This window comes from Paenibacillus sp. 01T47 (assembly GCF_056398245.1).
Genome location: NZ_JBFTPA010000001.1, coordinates 188,921 through 206,797 on the forward strand (window position 1 = coordinate 188,921; position 17,877 = coordinate 206,797).

A 17,877-nucleotide genomic window follows, 5' to 3' on the forward strand; every position below is an offset into this window, starting at 1 on the left:
GTCGGATATTATCCTACGATATAAAGCGCTATCATAAGATGAAAATGGCAGGCCAAATCAACATTAGCCAACTACTCGGAGGTCGTTTCCATGAACTATTTGTCTTATGTTAATCCGCTGCAAGGAACGGATTATGTGTATACATTCTCGAATGGAAATACGCTCCCGCTCGTTTCAAGACCTTGGGGTACTGCTTCATGGAGTCCGCAATCCCATGAGGACGGAGCGGGGTGGTTTTACCATCCCTCCCACCGCAGATTTCAAGGCCTGCGGCTAACGCATCAGCCTAGCCCGTGGATAAGGGATTATGGGCATCTTGTTGTCATGCCGCAGAGCGGGCCTATTTATTTAGATGCGGATTCCCGTGCTTCCTCCTACAGACCAGAGGAAATGGTCGTGCAGCCGCATTATTTTCGAATTCGGCTTCCTCGTTATGAAGCATCGCTGGAGCTGGTTCCGGGAATGAGGAGTGCGCGCCTTAAATTTACTTTCGACAGGAGAGAGGACTGCAGAGTTATCGTGTCTCCTTTTGAAGGGGAATCCTCGATTTTAATTGATAGCGTCAATCGACGCGTGACGGGCTTTACTCGTGCTCATCACGGGGAAGTACATGAGAATTTTGCGATGTACTTTGTTATGGACTTTGATTGTGATTTGCAGGAAGAGCAAAGCGGTACATTTAATGGGGATTTTGCTGTGCGCGAGCAGCTGGCAGGAGCGGGAGAACGAGTAGGCGCATTCGCTGGACTTGATGTCCCTGCGTCTGGGATCGTTAATGTTCGCTTTGGAATATACAGCAGGAGCTGGGGGATTTAAGCTTTGCGCAATTGCAGGAACAAGCTGCACAGGATTGGGAGCAACGACTGAGCACAATAAAGGTGGAAAGTGAAGATAAGGATGAGATGAGCACCTTCTATACATGCTTATATCGCACTTGTCTATTTCCTCGTACATGGCATGAATACAGCCCTGCTGGGGAACAAGTGCATTTTAGTGCTTATGACGGTAACGTTCATAAAGGCCCTATGTATATGGATATTGGTTTTTGGGATATCTATCGTACGAGCCTTCCGCTGTACAGCCTTTTATTTCCCTCCCTGCTGGGTGAAATGACAGAAGCATGGGTTCATATTTATAAGGAAAGCGGCTGGATGCCCAAATGGATTTCGCCTGCGGAACGAAGTGCCATGCCGGGTACATTGATCGATGCTGCGATAGCGGATGCTTATGTGAAAGGCATTCAAGGGTTTGATGTGCAAGCGGCTTACGAGGGACTGCGCAAGCATGCCACACTCGCTTCCAGTGATGGGAAGCATGGACGAAAAGGATTGGCAGCTTATATCGAATATGGCTATCTGCCGGATAATCTTTTCCACGAAAGCGTGAGCAACGCCTTGGATTATTATTACGGTGACTTCTGCATTGCTCAGATGGCAAAAGGCCTCGGCAAAGAAGAGGATTATCGTTTCTTTATGGAGAGAGCGGCGAACTATAACAAGCTGTTTGATGCTGGCGAGGGTTTCATGAAAGGGCGCAATGAGCAAGGGCAGTGGCAGGAGCACTTCGATCCTTTGCAATGGGGCAACCCGTTTTGTGAAGGCGGGGCTTGGCAGTGCAGCTGGTCCGTACCGCATGATATAGCTGGGTTAGCAGAGCTGATGGGCGGAAATGATGCTTTTGCGAAAATGCTCGATGAACTGATGACGATGCCTCCTCTATTCAAAACGGGCACGTACGGCACGGAAATTCATGAAATGTCGGAAATGGCTGCGATAGATTTCGGCCAGTTTGCCATTAGCAATCAGCCTAGCTTCCATATTCCCTATATTTATACCGTAATCGGCAAGCCGTCTCGAACGCAATATTGGGTAAGAAAAGCGATGAAAGAGCTATTCAGCAGCAGGCCTGATGGACTGCCTGGCGATGAGGATAATGGGAGCTTGAGCTCGTGGTATATATGGAGTGCGCTTGGCATGTATCCATTCTGTCCCGGAACTCCGGAATATGTCATGGGCTGCCCCTTGTTCCGTAAAGTGACCATTCAATTGGAGAACGGCAAGGAGCTTGTCATTGAAGCGGTGAACAACGGCGCTGAAAATGTATATTGGGATAAACTGAGTGTAAACGGCGAACCGTGGCATAAATTGTCGATCAGTCATGATCAGCTGGCGGCTGGAGCGGAGCTTCAATTTCATATGGTGGACGCGCCTTTTGGGTCGGTAACGCTAAGTAATACTTTACCATACTCAATGAAAAATGAGGCTGCTTATGAGCCCAAATAATTTGATTTTTGCTCCTGGTCGTTATGTCCCTATTAGCTCGTTTACTAGTCTTGACGGTACCTCGTCGTTCGCAGATATAAAGGTGAACCCGAAGCTTTTAGCGGCTCTTACGGAAAGCGAAGCAACGATTAAAGCGGCTCGTTATACGGATAAAAAGGTTGAGTTTTTGGAAGTAGAGCAGGTGGATTTCTATCGTGGGCTTGTTCGAATACAATCGGCGACAGCTGGCATTTATACCATTGTCACAGAGAAGCTGTGTAATGATTTTCCGATTTTGACGAATTGGAATGCCGCATTAAATGGCGGCAGAGGCGGTTCACAGGCAGGTGGCACCGATGGGATCGGCGTTCTTCGACTGCATGAGGAAACGGGCGAACGTGAAGTCGAACTTCCGCTGCAGGACAATGATATCACTAGTCCTTATTATTACCGGACGGATGCTTATGCTTTGTTTGCAGCGGAAAAAGACGGCGAGCATCAAAGGACGCCAGCCTATGAACGCTATATTGGTGAGACGTATAGCGTGGTTCGCGTGACGGATGAAGTAGCTTTGAAGCTATCGGATGAAGTGATGAAACTTACGGGTTATCCTGTCATTTTCCGCAATCCGGGGACGGCACTTGACGAACTAGAAGGAGTACCTGCCTTTCAGCTTGTGCATGGACGTATTGCAGGTCAAGGTGAGCATCGCAGTATGGTTAGCTACATCCTTCCTCCAGAGTGGTCTCGTACACCTGCAGTACGGTATCCTGCTTTATTCAGCGGGTTTTATGATCAGAATGAAAATGTGTTTGCAAACGTTGGGCCAGCTCTTCTAAACGTGCTTGGCCAGACGTTATTGGACACAGGGAAAGGTGCAGTCGGCATCCTATGGAACGGCGGAGGTTCGTTCGGTACGAGAACGATGCATGGTTCCGTATATGAGAACTTGGACGATCTGTTCCTGACCGCTATCGAGCAGTTCGCCGTGGATGGGTATGCTGTTGTGACGGTTGGCGGCTCACGCGGAGGCATAACAAGCTTAATTGCGGCGGGTAATCCGAATAGCAGTATGTACTCCGTTCGTTATGCCATCTGCTATAATGTGCCGCTCGCTTTTGGAGAACCTTTTAAGGAAATGCTTAATCCTACCTGTCCGGTATGCTGGCGCGCGGTTTGTGAGGATACGGGTTATAAATACGCGTGGCAGCCTGGCTGGCAGGATGCGGACGGTCGCAGCGCAGTTGATCTATTCTTCACAACGCTGCTTGGTACTGATGATATGGAGCTTATTGCGAGCGAGCGAAGTCCTGCGTCGAATCAAATCATACATGCCTTGAAGTCCAAAGGGACTAAGGTTTGGCTGACACACGGGACGCATGACGCGTATACCTCAAGCTGGCTGTCCTTTGAGTGGGCTGATCGAGCCCGCAGGCAGGGCGTGGACGTTAGGCATGAAATCGGCTACCGTTACGGACATAACAATTGTACAGATCCATTCCAAAGCGCAAAAACCTGCTTAACAGCTCTTCTGAATAAAGTGGATTTGCCAATAGAGGGGACATGGCATTATCGCAGAGCTAGCGAAGTGCAGGAAGAGTGGGAGCGATCGGAGCTATTCGAGCCGACACATCAGCCTGTATTTGTGGAAGCGCCCAAAATTGCTGTTGTGGGACTGCCTATTCTTCTTATTGTCTATGGCGAGCCGGGCATGGAATACGAATTGATTTTGCATCCTTCGAGCGAGGTGGAACGGGCGGAGCCCGTTGTTCTCATGGCAGGTACGATGAGCCAGTTGGAAGGCTATCGCACGACATTTTCCTTTGAGAAAACCGTTAAGATCGTGTCAGAGAAGATTAAGCCGGGGTTGTATGAATACCGTTTGCTTTTTAGAAGAAATGGTTCGGAGAAGTGGGATAACACGGCTGTACATTGCCCTCATCCCGGCTTTGAAGGACAGTCGACGCTTACGGTAACAAAGGACATACCAAACTTCGCAAGCAATGAGTGGCTTGAACAGACGACAAAACATGCAATCGGGTGGGGACTGAGCGAGGCTTAATGATAAGGGGATGCTCCTTAAGTAGACTTTTCTACTTGAGGAGCATCCCTTTTTTAAAATATAAGAATTTATAAGTTTTTTAGCTAATATAGGGTTTATATTTCTCCGTCAAAGCTGCTTCAGCATCCAGAGGACGCTGAAGGCGTTTTTGCTTGTAGGCTTGAATAACGCCTAAAAGTAGGCTTACGGGACATAAACACAAAGAGAAGCAGCTTCATATGATGAAGAGTATAGCCCGAGTAAAGGATGCGCGTAGGAGGAAATAGGAGTCGTGGGAGGGATTGCAAATGGCGTTGTATCACAATATCCACGCACTAATTGGCAATACGCCGCTAGTTGAGCTTACAGGTTTTGCGCTGCCAGAAGGTGTAACGCTTTATGCGAAGCTTGAGTATAAAAATCCGGGAGGAAGCGTCAAGGATCGGCTTGGTGTCGAGCTGTTGAATGCCGCGTTCGCAAACGGACAGCTGAAGCCCGGAGGAACCGTTATCGAAGCGACAGCAGGCAATACGGGAATAGGTTTGGCATTGGCGGCGATCGGACGGGGAGTATCGACGATCTTTGTTGTCCCCCATAAATTCAGCATAGAGAAGCAGCAATTGATGAGGGCGCTTGGCGCACAAGTTGTAAATACGCCAACAGAGCTTGGGATAGCAGGCGCGGTGCAGAAGGCGGAAGAGCTGATGAAGGAAATACCCGGTTCCTATTCGCCAAGGCAGTTTTCTAATGCAGCAAATCCGTTAACCTATTACAAAACGTTAGGCCCCGAGTTATGGCATGATTTGAATGGTACGGTTGATGTGTTTGTTGCCGGAGCGGGAACGGGGGGCACCTTCATGGGAACAGCGCAGTATTTGAAGGAGCAGAGCCCAAAGGTGAAGACGGTTATTGTTGAGCCGGAAGGCTCCATACTTGGCGGCGGAGCACTAGGGCCGCATAGGATAGAGGGAATTGGCGTGGAGAAGCTGGCTCCATTTATGGATAGCAGCTATTTCGATGCCATTCATACGATAAAGGATGAGGATGCTTTTGCAAGGGTGAAGGAGCTGGCGCAGCTCGAAGGAATGCTTGTCGGCAGCTCATCGGGCGCCGCTCTGCATGCTGCGCTGCTTGAAGCGGAAGCAGCTGCGCCCGGCAGCCGAATCGTTACTATTTTTCCAGATGGCAGTGAGAGGTACTTAAGCAAACAGATTTACAACGGAGGTGCTTAAGCTGAGGCGAAAAACAAAGCTCATTCATGGAGGCAGCCCTTTTGACCCTTTTACAGGTGCAGTCAGTGTTCCCATTTACCAAGTGAGCACCTATAAACAGGACGACATCGGCGTTCATAAAGGCTATGAATACTCACGTACGGGCAATCCAACGCGTCATGCACTGGAGCAGTATATTGCTGATTTAGAGGAAGGTGCAAGAGGTTTTGCTTTTAGCTCAGGCATGGCAGCGATTAACGCTGTATTTTCGCTACTGAGCGCTGGCGATCATATTATTTTGACGGATGATGTGTATGGGGGAACGTATCGCATTGTGACGAAGGTGCTCAGCCGACTGGGGATTGAAGCGACCTTTGCGGATACGACGAGCCTAGAAGATATGGAGAAGGCGCTTCAGCCGAATACAAAAGCATTGTTTGTGGAAACACCGACAAATCCGCTGCTTAAAGTAACGGACATTGCAGGTGTTGCCGCTTGGGCCAAAGCAAGGCAGCTGCTATTCATTGTGGACAATACGTTCAGCACGCCATATTGGCAAACCCCGATAACACTAGGCGCTGATATCGTGCTTCATTCTGCTACCAAATATATTGGCGGGCATAGCGATGTTGTTGCTGGCCTGGCTGTTGTGAGCAACGATAAGCTGGGGGAAGAGCTGCATTTTGTGCAAAATGCGACGGGAGGCGTGCTTGGTCCTCAGGATTCGTGGCTGCTCATCCGCGGGTTGAAGACACTTGGCCTGCGCATGGAAGCTCATGAAGAGAATGCTGAGGCAATCGTCGCTTATTTATCGCGTTTGGAAACCATACAAAACATCTATTACCCGGGGCTGCCGAGCCATCCGCAGCATGAGCTTGCGAAGAGGCAGGCACGCGGCTTTGGCGGCATTATATCATTTGACGTAGGCAGCGCGGAGAAAGCGTCTGCGATGATCAAAAAGTTGAAATATTTTACGCTTGCCGAGAGCTTAGGTGCTGTAGAGAGTCTTATTTCCGTTCCCGCGAGAATGACGCATGCATCTATACCAAGCGAGCGGCGGAAGCAGCTTGGCATTACGGATGGTTTAGTGCGAATATCAGTCGGGATTGAAGATAGCGAGGATTTGCTTGAAGATCTAGAGCAGAGTCTTAAGTCATGAAAAATTAGCCAATTGCAACTTATATTCATCTTTGTTCGTTAGTTTGGGTACGCACCAAAAGACTAACAACAAAGGATGGTAGACAAATGGCCTTTAAACAATTGTTAAATAAAAACCTCATGATAGCATCTCTTTCAACCGCTTTATTTCTTAGTGCAGCAGCTAGCGGAGCAACCGCTTATGGCGCTTCAGCCGTTTCGCCTGCTCCTCTTCAATTTCAAATAGGAAGCACCAAATCGATTGATTACCGCGGAGAGCATAAGCTTGCGGTGGCGCCTTATTTACAGAACGGTATTGCGATGGTCCCTGTCAGAGCGCTGGCTGAGGGATTGCAAGCAAACATTCAATTGGATGCGGCAGCGAAACAAATTATTTTAACCCGTGCTGGACTTGCAGTGACTCTCACTCAAAATAGCGATGCGGTAGTTGGGAGCTTCATTAAAAACGTGAAGCTGCCTGCCAAAGTTGTTGTTATTAAAGGCACGACCTTCATACCGGCAAAAATGGTAGCACAGCTGTTAGGAGCAAAAACGAGCTGGGACGCGAAGCAGAAAAAAGTTACCGTGCAAACGAGTGAGGCTGCGCTATCGCTCCATTATAACTTTGACCAAGGCGAGGAAGGCTGGAATGGAGCTTTTGCCGATTTGCCAGTAGACTACAATCCGGATATTTACGAGCTGCAATACGCTAGAGAACTGCTTCCTCTTGCGAATAACAAGACCAATTACGCACTGAAGCTTAAAGGGATGAATCGCAGCGATGATTTGTTTATGTTCGCGACGAAGAAGATCGATGGGCTGAAGCCAAACACGGTATATCAAGCATCATTATCCTTTAAGCTGTATACGGATCAATCGGGCGGCATGATGGGTGTTGGCGGAGCTCCTGGAGAAGCTGTCAGCATTAAAGCAGGATTTGTAAGCAAGGAGCCTCAAGCTGTCAAGGTTGATAGCGGTGGCGATCATTACTATCGAATGAATTTGGATAAAGGCAATCAGAAGACCGAAGGCAAAGATATGAAGATCGTTGGAAACATGGTGCAGCCGGATGATTCGCTGAAAGGCTTTCAGCCAGTCGCCATGGATTATACGGCAACATTGCAAACCAACGAGAAGGGTGAGCTTTATGTCATTGTGGGCAGCGACTCCGGCTATGAGGGTCTGACAACTTTGTACCTTGATGACATGAAAATTGAGCTTTCACCAAAGGGCTAATCATAACATTGCATAACATTGAAAAAAAGCGATTTCTTAATGGTTTTTAACTATTAAGCATCGCTTTTTTTTATTTTAGGATTGATTTGGTGCAAATTTCGAACGAAGGAATGTCGCTTTTTGGGGTCTCGACGCTGATTTTGGAGATTATTGTAGATAATAAGTGATTTTTAATGAATTTGGGAAGGAATATGCCAGGTTAAACTAGAATATTGGATAATGTCCAACAAAATGGAAGCTAGCTGTCCTGGAAAGGTTAATTGGTATACCATATGATAAATAACGATTTAATCATAGAATCACATCGAAAATGCGAGCGGTATGGACTTAATCGTGATGAACTGCCTATATTTACCCAGCGGTTTACGGATGCGGAGCTTAAAGCTCAGCAGGGCCATTATAAAGAAACGATTGAAGTTATCAGCGTGTTTGTTGAAAAATTTTTATCGACCGTTGCAGATGACCCTTTTTTCCTTGCCATATCAGACAATGAGGGGTATATCCTTGAGTTCAGAGGCAATGCTTCTATTATTAATCAGGTGCGCCAGCTAGGTATTGTTGAAGGCGTGCGATACTGTGAAGAGATCGGTACGAGCTCGGTTGATCTATGTTTGCGTGAACAGCTGCCTATTCAGCTCGTAGGCGAAGATCATTATCAGAAAGTACTACATCAGCTAGCTTGTTATACAGCTCCTTTTTTTATGGAGGACAGCGGTCAGCTGCTTGGTTCGATTTCGATCATGACAGAAATTCAGTTTGCCCATCCTCATTTGCTTGCACTTTTATGCACAATCGTTGATTCTATCGAGCGAGAGCTGCTGCTCCGTAAACACAATACACAGCTTCAAATCTTAAATCAGGTTCTTCTGGAAACGGATTATTATGGTGTCATTATTGCCGATGCGCAGGGTGCAATTGTAGAAATAAACAAATACTGCGCTGCGATATTGAACAATTCGGATCATGAAAAAAATGGCTGCTTAGGCACAAGTGTATTTGAAGTCGGCATCATTGGGACGTATTTTGAACGCGTTATGAAACGCAGTGAGTCCTGTGTAGGAATCGAGCTATCTATTCTAGTTGAAGAGAAGCTGCGCTACTACATGCTGGATGTGGTTCCTATCTACGACAGCGAGCGCCAGCTTACGCGGGTTGTCGGCAGCTTGCGGGATATTACGGAAATGAAGATCGCGGAAGAACTGCTTCGCAATAGTGAGAAGCTTGTGTTTGCAGGCCAGCTAGCCGTCAGCATCGCGCATGAGATTCGAAACCCTATGACTACAGTAAAAGGCATGCTTCAATTGTCCAGCAAAACGACGAATCCCCATCATTACAACTTGATGATGTCAGAGCTGGAGCGGATGAATGCGATTGTGGGCGAATATTTAATATTGGGAAGGCCGCAAGCGATTCAGTATAAAGAAGAAGATTGTGATGTTATTTTACAAGAGGTCATTTCGGTATTCGAGCTTCAATTTGAGATGAACGGCATTCAAATACGGAGCGCAAAAGTAGGCGAGACAAAAATTCTATGCGACCGTGATCAAGTCAAACAGGTATTTTTAAATATTTTAAAAAATTGCATGGAAGCTCTGCCCTTCGGCGGAGAAGTGAACATTAAGCTCGATGTGGTGGATAATTATCAACGCATTCAATTTATCGATAACGGTGTAGGTATGACGGATGAAGTGATGCGGCGTATTGGACAACCGTTCCATACGACAAGGCGGGACGGGAACGGCTTAGGCATGATGATTGTAGATAAAATAGTATCGTCGCATGGGGGACGATTATCGTTGTCCAGCGAGCTTGGTGTAGGCACTATTGTTGAGGTATGGCTCCCTACTGTATAAAGATGACGAATCATAGATGGAAGCGCGTTTCGGATGCCGAGACGCGCTTTTTTGCTGTGCTTTACTTACTTGATAGCTGCTATTTGCGCGTCGACTTTAGCTATAATGCTCATCGTCTGCTGCTCATAGTTGTATGTTTTTTGTTTCTGCTCGTTAATTTGCTTTGTGTAAGCGAGCATGCGAGTAAAAGAGCTTGAGGTTGCTGTTGAATCGCCTTTTTTCAACACTTGATTCAAAATAGATGTCTCCGTCGTGAACTGTTTCTTTATACTGCTGATGGTGCTCTTGGATGCTTTGATTTTCACCTTAAGCGGGTCGATGCCGCTCAGCAGCTCGCGCAAATCTTTAATCGTTTTGGCGGTGCTCGCTTTGGCTGTTCTAAGCGCCGTTTCTTTGCTGCGTATATCTAGCTTGGCGAGCTGAACGGCAGCTTTAGTCGTTTCGACCTGCGGCTTCAGCGCATTCGTAAGCCATTTATCTTTGAACGATTTGGCGAGGCTCAGCTGTTGATTCAAGGAATCATAAAGGTTGAATAGGGCTTCGTATTTCTTTTTGGTTTGCACGACAGCTGCCTCTAGCTGAACCAGCTTCTCCGCACCAACTTCCTTAATCCGCTTGCGAGTAGCGAGAACGGTCTCCTCGTTTTGGTAATGGAGCTTGTCTATCCGCACATCCCAATCAAGGGTCAGCTTCTGAATTTCTTGCAATTCCGTGTATTGAGACGTTAACTTGGCAGAGGTACCTTTATCCGCGGTTCCTTTCATTTTGTCAAAAGCTGTTTTGGCAGTAACGCTGAATTCAAACGGTGCGGCAGCAATAGTAGTTGGACTTAGAAACGCAAGCAAGAGAACAAACAAAACTACAGTTAATTTGGAAGCAGATGGCATGATCGATAAAACCTCCTTTGGTTTTGGGCAAACAACGCAAAAAAAGCACCTGCAAGATAGGCGGTATACGCCTTCTCTTACGGGTGCTTCCATCGTAAGCCGTGCTTATTTTATTAATTTTTATAAATATACAGGATCATTCAAGCCTCAGTCAAATTGGCTAAGCAACAGGCAAACTACAAAGCTTGTCGCTTTGCATATTCATCTGGCGTTTTCCCAATAATGGATTTAAAGTCTTTAATAAAATGTGATTGATCATAATAGCCAAGCTCTGCTGAGAGTTTAAGTGAATCATAATGAGTGCTCTTATCGATCGCTTCCGCCGCATTTTGCAGTCGGTACAGCTTAATCACCCACTTTGGCGTTATTCCGACATATTGACTGAAGAGGCGCTGTAGCTTCCTTTTGTTAATATCGAAGGTTTCGCATAGCTGCTCTACCTTGGTCAGTTCTTGATCCTCATGTATCCGTGAAATGATTTGATTGACGAGTGTAATCGACTCATCCGGCTGCGGGAGATGACGAAGAAGTAAGGCCTCGGTAAGTGCGATCATGCCAGTAGGATCTGCTGCCAACCTTAGCTGCTGCTCGTACGCGATAGCATCCGTCCCAAAAACAGCCTGAATCGACAACGCTTGGTCCGTAAGCTCTGCTAAATGCGAGTTTAGAAAAGGATAAAAACCGCCAGGCTGAAACTTTATGCCGAATACTCGTCCTTTGCCTTCAATTTTTTTTGTATACATTTGACTGGCAACGCCATAAATGCCGCTTTGGTGGTCTTCGATAACGAGATTGACGCAAGGATTCGGGACGACATCCTGAAAATAAGGAGCATGGCCTTCTAAATCCCAGTTTATTATCCAGTAATGTTTAATGAATGGAAGGAGAGGTTCGGAAGGAGCATAACGGGAAAGCTGAAATTTTTTCTCGCTCTCACTCCGCTGTAAAATACCCAAACTGCGTTTTTGGTCGATAGTGTTCATTACTATATCACTCCTATTGATCAATTTGTCGCGTTTTTACAATACGATCCTAGCAGATAGTTTTATACTACGAGTAGAAAACATCAACCATTTTAAATAGAAAAAGGAGTGTAACACATGGAGTTTAAATATGAGTTTTATATTGGTGCAGCGCCCGAGAAAGTATGGGATGCATTCGTATCGCCTGAGGGAACGCGTCAAACATTTTTTGGCTGTATTATTGAATCAACTTTCGAAGTAGGCTCATCGCTTAAATATGTTGGGCCAGGTACGGAAGGCGATGAAACCGTTCATATTTATGGTACTATTTTAGCATATGAGCCAAGCAAAATACTTAGCTTTTTGGAGCATCCAGGTCCTTCTTATCGGTCGAATCATGCAGAGCTGGAGTCAAGGATCACTTTTACGCTAGAAGAGGTTGGGGCTACGACGAAGCTAACTTTGGTTAATGACCAATTTACTGAAGACCATCCTTCGATTCCAACGACGGATAGTCAGTGGTGGATGATTCTAAGCAATTTGAAAACCTTTGTTGAGACGGGCAAGGAACTGGATTATGGTTGGTAACGATATGGTTTTAGATATATAGATATTAAATCTACGACTAACTCTAACGGCTCATTCGTAATTGCTGTGTTAATTTAATGCTTCTCGAAAAAAACCTTTATAGAGTCAGTAAGTATTGGGCTGGCTATATAGTATTTTCCATCAACAGAGTTGGTTGTAAAAGACATTTTTTTGTCATCACCTTCAAACAAATCGATCGAATAAAGAAAACCATCTTTCTTACTCTGATCTGAAGAAGGAATAAGTTCTAGGTCTTGTATAGATTGCAGCCACTCTTTAATTTATACTGCATCACGGACAGACTTTTTTTCTCCTGAGGATCCATTTGTTAGTGATACATGATCCACATGTAATATGTTTCCGAGGAAAAGCTCTCGTAATTTTTGGGTTCATCATCAGCCACTGTACAGCCCGAAGCAACTATTATAATGGACATCATGAACAAGGCCATTCTAAACAATTGGATTTCCTCCTCGTTTTATGTAAGGGATTACCTACTAAACGATAAAAGTTCAGTTTATGTTTCCAGGTAATCGATGTGAAAAGAGAATAGTGTAAGTATTTCCAGACTGACAAGAAAGCCTCCAGAGCCTAAAAATGATTGATCATTAAAAGATCAATCATTTTGTTTTATTAATTGAGAACTACCAGCAGCTGCTGGTGGTTCTTTTTGTTGAATTCGGTAAACGCTTGTCGAAGCTCTTAACAACAATAAGGTCAACGGACATGAGATGCGTTATTTTGCGAAATTCCCCATTAATTGCTAAGCTTGCGGACATATAGGCCCTTATTTGGGTTAAAAAGCTCATTTAACAACCTAATCCGCCCGATTAGCGTATCGTATGTCCGTTACCCCGCCACTTTTGCCTATATTTCATGAAATAGCGGATTCTATGTCCGTTAGATTTTACATGTTATGCTGCATGCTGCACGCTGCGTGCTGTGAGGCAAGGCTTTTAATGGCGGGTCGAGCTTGCAAAATAAGGCGAAAGATTTCTTTTCATGGCTTAATTCTTTATACTGTATAAAAAGGACAGGCGTCATACGTCTGCGACTACGGATAGGAGAGAACAGAGAATGGGGTATAAAATCGTTTTTTTTGATATCGATGGCACGCTGATTAATGAGCATAAGGAAATTCCGGCAGATACGATCAAAGCTATTGCGGAACTGAAGGAAAGTGGAGTGGAGCCGGTTATTGCAACAGGCAGAGCGCCTTACTTTATAAAGCCGCTTGCTGAGCAGCTTGGCATCGAGTCATTCGTATGTCTAAACGGCGGATACGTTGTGTACAAAGGAACTCCGCTATACAGACGAGAGATCGAAAAAGGCCGTTTGGAGCGACTTGTAAAGGTTGCAGCTGAGCATAATCATGGACTCGTATTTGAAGGGGAGCATAACTTTTTTGCGGACAAAGAGGATCATCCCTTTATTATAGATTCGGTAAATTCATTAAAGGTAGATCTGCCAGGCTATAATCCGGAATTTTGGAAAACGGATGATATTTTCCAAGTATTTCTACACTGTGAGAGCCATGACGAGCATCTGTATGATGGATTGCATGACGAGCTGAAGCTTATTCGCTGGCATTCTCAAGCGATTGATGTTCTTCCCGCAGGCGGCTCCAAGGCTCAAGGAATTGAGGCATTGCTCGAGAAACTCGGCTATACGACTGCCGATGCGGTCGCTTTTGGCGATGGCTTGAATGATATTGAAATGCTGGAGACAGTAGGCCTAGGCATCGCAATGGGCAACTCGCATCCAGACCTGCTGCCATTCGCAGATTATGTAACAACGCATGTGGATGATCAGGGGATTCGCAACGGATTAATCAAGGCTGGTTTGTTAGAGGGATAAGACTCAGATTGTGTGAATATATGCAAAATAAAAGTAAACAAAAAAAGCTGACGCGTACTTATAGCGTTGGCTTTTTCTTATTAGTAGCCGCTTGAATCTACATCCTCAGATAGAAACGGTGGAATCCTTTCGCTTCCTTATTAGCCCCTTACCCGTTATAACCTTTAATAATCGCTTTCTGTGCTAAGCGGCTATAACTGTTCTTTACCTTGCCACCAGTCCTCTCCTCATTTTAAGATAAATATGAAATATATGGATGGTGTGTTTGGAGGCAATAGAAAATGAATATCCCCATTAAACAATATTGGAGACTGTTAAGCACTTATTTAAAGCATGAGCGGCACAAGCTCGTTCTGCTCTCTATACTGCTGCTTGCCAGCATTGGTTTGCAGCTTTGGAATCCGCAAATCATACGGCATTTTATTGATAGCGCGCTGCAGCCTGGCATTCAAATTAATGATCTTATCGGCAGCGCTTTGCTGTTTATTACAGTTGCGCTACTGCATCAGCTCGCTAGCGTTTCCTCAGGCTATATTGGAGAACAAGTCGGCTGGACAGCAACGAATGAGCTAAGAGGTGATTTGGCGAAGCATTGCTTGCACCTCGATCAGAGCTTTCATAAGGAGAGAACGAGCGGTGAATTAATTCAGCGGATCGATGGCGATGTGAATGAGCTGTCGCATTTTTTCTCCAATTTCATATTCGTGCTGGTTGCGAATCTGCTGCTCATAGCAGGTGTACTCGTGTTAATGTTTCGCGAGGATTGGCGCTTAGGGGCAGGCATGACGGTGTTCGTTGTATTGACGATATTCGTGCTTCAACGAATACGAACGGCTTTTTCGCCTTTTTGGGTGAAATCAAGCGAAGTGCAGGCGGAGTTTTATGGGTTTGTTGGCGAGCATTTGGCGGGAACAGAGGATACACGCGCAAATGGAGCAAGCGAATTTGTGATGAGGCGATTTCATGGACTGCTCCGCAAAATATTTCCGATTACGCTGAAAGCAAGCATAGGCGGATATTCGATGTGGGTATCCACTATTTTTGTATTTACGCTTGGCCGATCACTTGCATTATTATATTGCGCATATTTGTGGACAACGGATTCGATGAGCCTCGGCACGATTTATTTGGTCTTTACGTATACCGAGCTGCTCAATCATCCGCTTGAGCAAATCCGTACACAAATTCAAGATTTACAACGGGCGGATGCTAGTATTGTAAGGGTTAGCGGGCTTTTCGCTACGGAATCGAAGCTAAAAGAGAAAGAGATAGCGGCTGATATGCCTGAAGGCGCGCTTTCAGTAAGCTTTTCGAATGTCGCATTCGCTTACACAGGTGAGGAAGGGGACGGGGAGCGAGTGCTCCACGATGTCGATTTTAATCTTCAGCCCGGCCGAGTGCTCGGTTTGCTTGGTCGAACGGGGAGCGGTAAAAGTACGTTGGCTAGACTGCTTGTTCGCTTCTATGATGTGAAAGCAGGGTCTATTGAGCTGGGCGGTACAGATATTAGGGATTATACGCTAGCTGACCTGAGAGGCCGAATCGCGATGGTATCTCAAAATATTCAGCTGTTTCAAGCGACCGTGCGAGATAATCTCACGCTTTACGATCCAACAATTTCGGATGAGCGGCTGCATGATGTATTAGAAGATTTAGGGCTAGGCGCCTGGTTAGCTTCGCTTGGCGAAGGGCTTGATACTCAGCTGGCCTCAGGAGGAAGCGGTTTGTCGGCTGGAGAAGCGCAGCTGCTTGCATTTGCCCGTGCTTTTCTCTCTAATCCGGGTCTCGTCATTCTTGATGAGGCGACTTCAAGGCTCGATCCTGCTACGGAAGCGCATATTGAGAGAGCGATCGATAAGCTGCTTGAAGGGCGCACTGCCATTATTATTGCCCACCGGCTTGCAACAATTAAACGAGCGGATGACATCCTTATTTTAGATGCTGGAACGCCTGTGGAATCCGGCAATAGATCGCAATTAGCGGCTGATCCAAGCTCAAGGCTATACCAATTACTGCAAACCAGCGCTGTGGAGGTGCTTGTATGAACAGCAAAGAAATGACAACGGTGCAAGCCATGTGGCGGCTTATTTGCTATCGCCCGGTTCTCTATTCTGCCAATGCTATCCTTTGGGCGACCATTCATCTATTCCCATTGCTGCCCGGCTTAATCATTCAGCAATTTTTTGATTCGCTCACAGGTCATGCCAGCTGGTCGCTTAGCGCATCAAATCTAGCCATCTTGTTAATGGCTGTAGCTGTTGCGAGAATCGTTACGATTTATGCGGGTGCTTTGACAGATACGATCCACCGCTTTAGTATGGGCTCTTTGCTTCGGTGGAACATGCTGCGCTGGATCTTGCGTCAGCCGGCAGCGGCGGCCATTCCGATCTCGCCAAGCGAAGCCGTCACACAATTTCGCGACGATGCCAATCAAGCAGAGGATGCCATCAGCTGGACGCTTGATTTCATTGGCAAATTGTTATTTGCGGCAGCGGCAATCTTCATTTTGCTGCGGGTTAACGTCAGCATTACTTGTTATGTATTTCTGCCGCTTATACTCGTTGTATCAGTCACCCAGCTTGCTTCCAAGCGCCTGCAGGCCTACCGTGCCACCAGCCGCGATGCTACGGGCAAAGTTACGGGTATGGTCGGTGAAATGTTCAGCTCGGTGCAGGCCATTCAACTTGCTGGCGCGGAGAAACGGTTTATCGACAGACTTCGCTTATTGAATAAGCAGCGCAGGCAGGCCGCGCTTAAGGATCAATTATTCACCTCTATACTTGATTCGGTATTTTCTAATATCGTGAATATAGGAACAGGATTTATATTGCTGCTGGGCGCTTCTGCTATGCAGCGCTCGGAGCTGAGTGTTGGTGACTTTGCATTATTCGTCTATTATTTAACGTTCGTGACCGATTTCACTGCGTTTTTTGGCAGATTTTTAGCTACGCTGCAGCAAACAGGCATTTCGTTTAAGCGAATGGTGCAGCTGCTGCAAGGCGCATCAACCGAAAAGCTTACCGAGCATACCCAATTGCAGCTGGGCGGTGCATTTCCTGAAAACCATCGCGCTTCAAAGGAGCAGGAGGAGGCTCCATTTCGTACGCTTTCAGTACGGGGACTCAGCTATCGGTATAAGGATTCCGGCAGAGGAATTGAAGATATAAGCATGGAGCTGACAAGAGGCAGCTTCACCGTTGTAACGGGGCGGATAGGTTCTGGCAAAACAACGCTGCTCCGCTCTGTGCTTGGGCTGCTGCCTCCTCAGGCGGGGGAAATTTGGTGGAATGACGAGCGCGTAGCAGATCCGGATTCTTTTTTTATTCCGCCGCGCAGCGCCTATACCTCGCAGGTTCCTAATTTGTTTAGCGAAACGCTTGAAACGAATATTTTGCTTGGTATGCCAGATATACCAAGCCGCACGCAGAAAGCCATTCGCACCGCTGTGTTAGACAAAGATATTTTACAGCTTGAGCATGGACTCGAAACGATGATTGGGCAACGCGGCGTGAAGCTGTCTGGCGGTCAAGCACAACGTACAGCGGCTGCCCGCATGTTTGTACGTGAGCCGGAGCTGCTCGTATTTGACGACTTATCGAGTGCGCTGGATGTGACGACAGAGAAGCTGCTTTGGGAACGAGTGGAACAGACGCCGCATGCGGCATGCTTGATTGTTTCCCACCGCAAAGCCGCTTTGCAACGTGCCGATCATATTATCGTCATGAAAAATGGGAAAATAGAAGCGCAAGGCAGTCTACAGCATTTGCTTGCGGTTTCAGCGGAAATGAGATTGTTATGGGAAGAAGAAAATATGGAAAAAGCAGAAGAGTAAGGGGATGATCGA

At 46.4% G+C, this 17,877-nt stretch carries 13 protein-coding genes; 11 read left to right on the forward strand and 2 right to left on the reverse strand.

What is annotated here, in order from left to right:
* Positions 1–90 precede the first annotated feature (90 nt).
* The 7 genes from AC1DOV_RS00765 to AC1DOV_RS00795 all read left to right on the forward strand — a co-directional run bounded on the left by AC1DOV_RS00765 (position 91) and on the right by AC1DOV_RS00795 (position 9,739).
* Positions 91–816: a hypothetical protein gene (locus tag AC1DOV_RS00765; protein ID WP_477548903.1), complete on the forward strand. Its 726-nt coding sequence runs from the start codon at positions 91–93 to the stop codon at positions 814–816.
* An 11-nt stretch (positions 817–827) separates the two neighbouring features.
* Positions 828–2,282: a GH92 family glycosyl hydrolase gene (locus AC1DOV_RS00770; RefSeq protein ID WP_477548904.1), complete on the forward strand. Its 1,455-nt coding sequence runs from the start codon at positions 828–830 to the stop codon at positions 2,280–2,282.
* Positions 2,269–4,323 carry a hypothetical protein gene (locus AC1DOV_RS00775; protein WP_477548905.1) on the forward strand — a complete coding sequence of 685 codons (2,055 nt, stop codon included), beginning with the start codon at positions 2,269–2,271 and terminating at the stop codon, positions 4,321–4,323. The genes AC1DOV_RS00770 and AC1DOV_RS00775 overlap by 14 nt, the downstream gene beginning before the upstream one ends.
* Positions 4,324–4,610: 287 nt before the next feature.
* Positions 4,611–5,534: a PLP-dependent cysteine synthase family protein gene (locus AC1DOV_RS00780; RefSeq protein ID WP_441910624.1), complete on the forward strand. Its 924-nt coding sequence runs from the start codon at positions 4,611–4,613 to the stop codon at positions 5,532–5,534.
* Position 5,535: 1 nt separating this feature from the next.
* The gene (locus AC1DOV_RS00785) at positions 5,536–6,672 is read left to right on the forward strand and encodes a bifunctional cystathionine gamma-lyase/homocysteine desulfhydrase (protein WP_430056212.1); all 1,137 of its coding nucleotides are present in this window, start codon (positions 5,536–5,538) and stop codon (positions 6,670–6,672) included.
* A gap of 86 nt (positions 6,673–6,758) precedes the next feature.
* Positions 6,759–7,886 carry a copper amine oxidase N-terminal domain-containing protein gene (locus AC1DOV_RS00790; RefSeq protein WP_441881089.1) on the forward strand — a complete coding sequence of 376 codons (1,128 nt, stop codon included), beginning with the start codon at positions 6,759–6,761 and terminating at the stop codon, positions 7,884–7,886.
* 272 nt (positions 7,887–8,158) lie between these two features.
* A complete protein-coding gene (locus AC1DOV_RS00795; RefSeq protein WP_430055866.1) occupies positions 8,159–9,739 on the forward strand; it encodes an ATP-binding protein in 1,581 nt (526 codons plus the stop codon).
* A gap of 65 nt (positions 9,740–9,804) precedes the next feature.
* Here AC1DOV_RS00795 and AC1DOV_RS00800 read toward each other — a convergent pair whose 3' ends face one another.
* Both AC1DOV_RS00800 and AC1DOV_RS00805 read right to left on the reverse strand, forming a co-directional pair.
* The gene (locus AC1DOV_RS00800; protein ID WP_441877599.1) at positions 9,805–10,626 is read right to left on the reverse strand and encodes a hypothetical protein; all 822 of its coding nucleotides are present in this window, start codon (positions 10,624–10,626) and stop codon (positions 9,805–9,807) included.
* Positions 10,627–10,802: 176 nt separating this feature from the next.
* Positions 10,803–11,609 (reverse strand): AraC family transcriptional regulator, encoded by an 807-nt coding sequence (locus AC1DOV_RS00805; RefSeq protein ID WP_441877602.1) that lies wholly within the window; start codon positions 11,607–11,609, stop codon positions 10,803–10,805.
* Positions 11,610–11,726: 117 nt separating this feature from the next.
* On the opposite strand from AC1DOV_RS00805, the gene AC1DOV_RS00810 reads away from it, so the two are divergent.
* The 4 genes from AC1DOV_RS00810 (at position 11,727) to AC1DOV_RS00825 (ending at position 17,865) form a co-directional block, all read left to right on the forward strand.
* Positions 11,727–12,176, forward strand: coding sequence for an SRPBCC family protein (locus AC1DOV_RS00810; protein WP_477548906.1), 450 nt, complete (start codon positions 11,727–11,729; stop codon positions 12,174–12,176).
* A gap of 1,077 nt (positions 12,177–13,253) precedes the next feature.
* A complete protein-coding gene (locus AC1DOV_RS00815; protein ID WP_477548907.1) occupies positions 13,254–14,033 on the forward strand; it encodes a Cof-type HAD-IIB family hydrolase in 780 nt (259 codons plus the stop codon).
* A 281-nt stretch (positions 14,034–14,314) separates the two neighbouring features.
* Entirely contained in the window at positions 14,315–16,078 is a 1,764-nt protein-coding gene (locus AC1DOV_RS00820; RefSeq protein WP_477548908.1) for an ABC transporter ATP-binding protein, read from the forward strand.
* Entirely contained in the window at positions 16,075–17,865 is a 1,791-nt protein-coding gene (locus AC1DOV_RS00825; protein WP_477548909.1) for an ABC transporter ATP-binding protein, read from the forward strand. The genes AC1DOV_RS00820 and AC1DOV_RS00825 overlap by 4 nt, the downstream gene beginning before the upstream one ends.
* Positions 17,866–17,877: the final 12 nt, after the last annotated feature.

Bases quoted from the DNA above. Each gene is read 5' to 3' on its own strand.
- AC1DOV_RS00765 (WP_477548903.1), top strand. From the start codon at position 91: ATGAACTATTTGTCTTATGTTAATCCGCTGCAAGGAACGGATTATGTG.
- AC1DOV_RS00775 (WP_477548905.1), top strand. From the start codon at position 2,269: ATGAGCCCAAATAATTTGATTTTTGCTCCTGGTCGTTATGTCCCTATT.
- AC1DOV_RS00780 (WP_441910624.1), top strand. From the start codon at position 4,611: ATGGCGTTGTATCACAATATCCACGCACTAATTGGCAATACGCCGCTA.
- AC1DOV_RS00790 (WP_441881089.1), top strand. From the start codon at position 6,759: ATGGCCTTTAAACAATTGTTAAATAAAAACCTCATGATAGCATCTCTT.
- AC1DOV_RS00795 (WP_430055866.1), top strand. From the start codon at position 8,159: ATGATAAATAACGATTTAATCATAGAATCACATCGAAAATGCGAGCGG.
- AC1DOV_RS00800 (WP_441877599.1), bottom strand. From the start codon at position 10,626: ATGCCATCTGCTTCCAAATTAACTGTAGTTTTGTTTGTTCTCTTGCTT.
- AC1DOV_RS00805 (WP_441877602.1), bottom strand. From the start codon at position 11,609: ATGAACACTATCGACCAAAAACGCAGTTTGGGTATTTTACAGCGGAGT.
- AC1DOV_RS00810 (WP_477548906.1), top strand. From the start codon at position 11,727: ATGGAGTTTAAATATGAGTTTTATATTGGTGCAGCGCCCGAGAAAGTA.
- AC1DOV_RS00815 (WP_477548907.1), top strand. From the start codon at position 13,254: ATGGGGTATAAAATCGTTTTTTTTGATATCGATGGCACGCTGATTAAT.
- AC1DOV_RS00820 (WP_477548908.1), top strand. From the start codon at position 14,315: ATGAATATCCCCATTAAACAATATTGGAGACTGTTAAGCACTTATTTA.
- AC1DOV_RS00825 (WP_477548909.1), top strand. From the start codon at position 16,075: ATGAACAGCAAAGAAATGACAACGGTGCAAGCCATGTGGCGGCTTATT.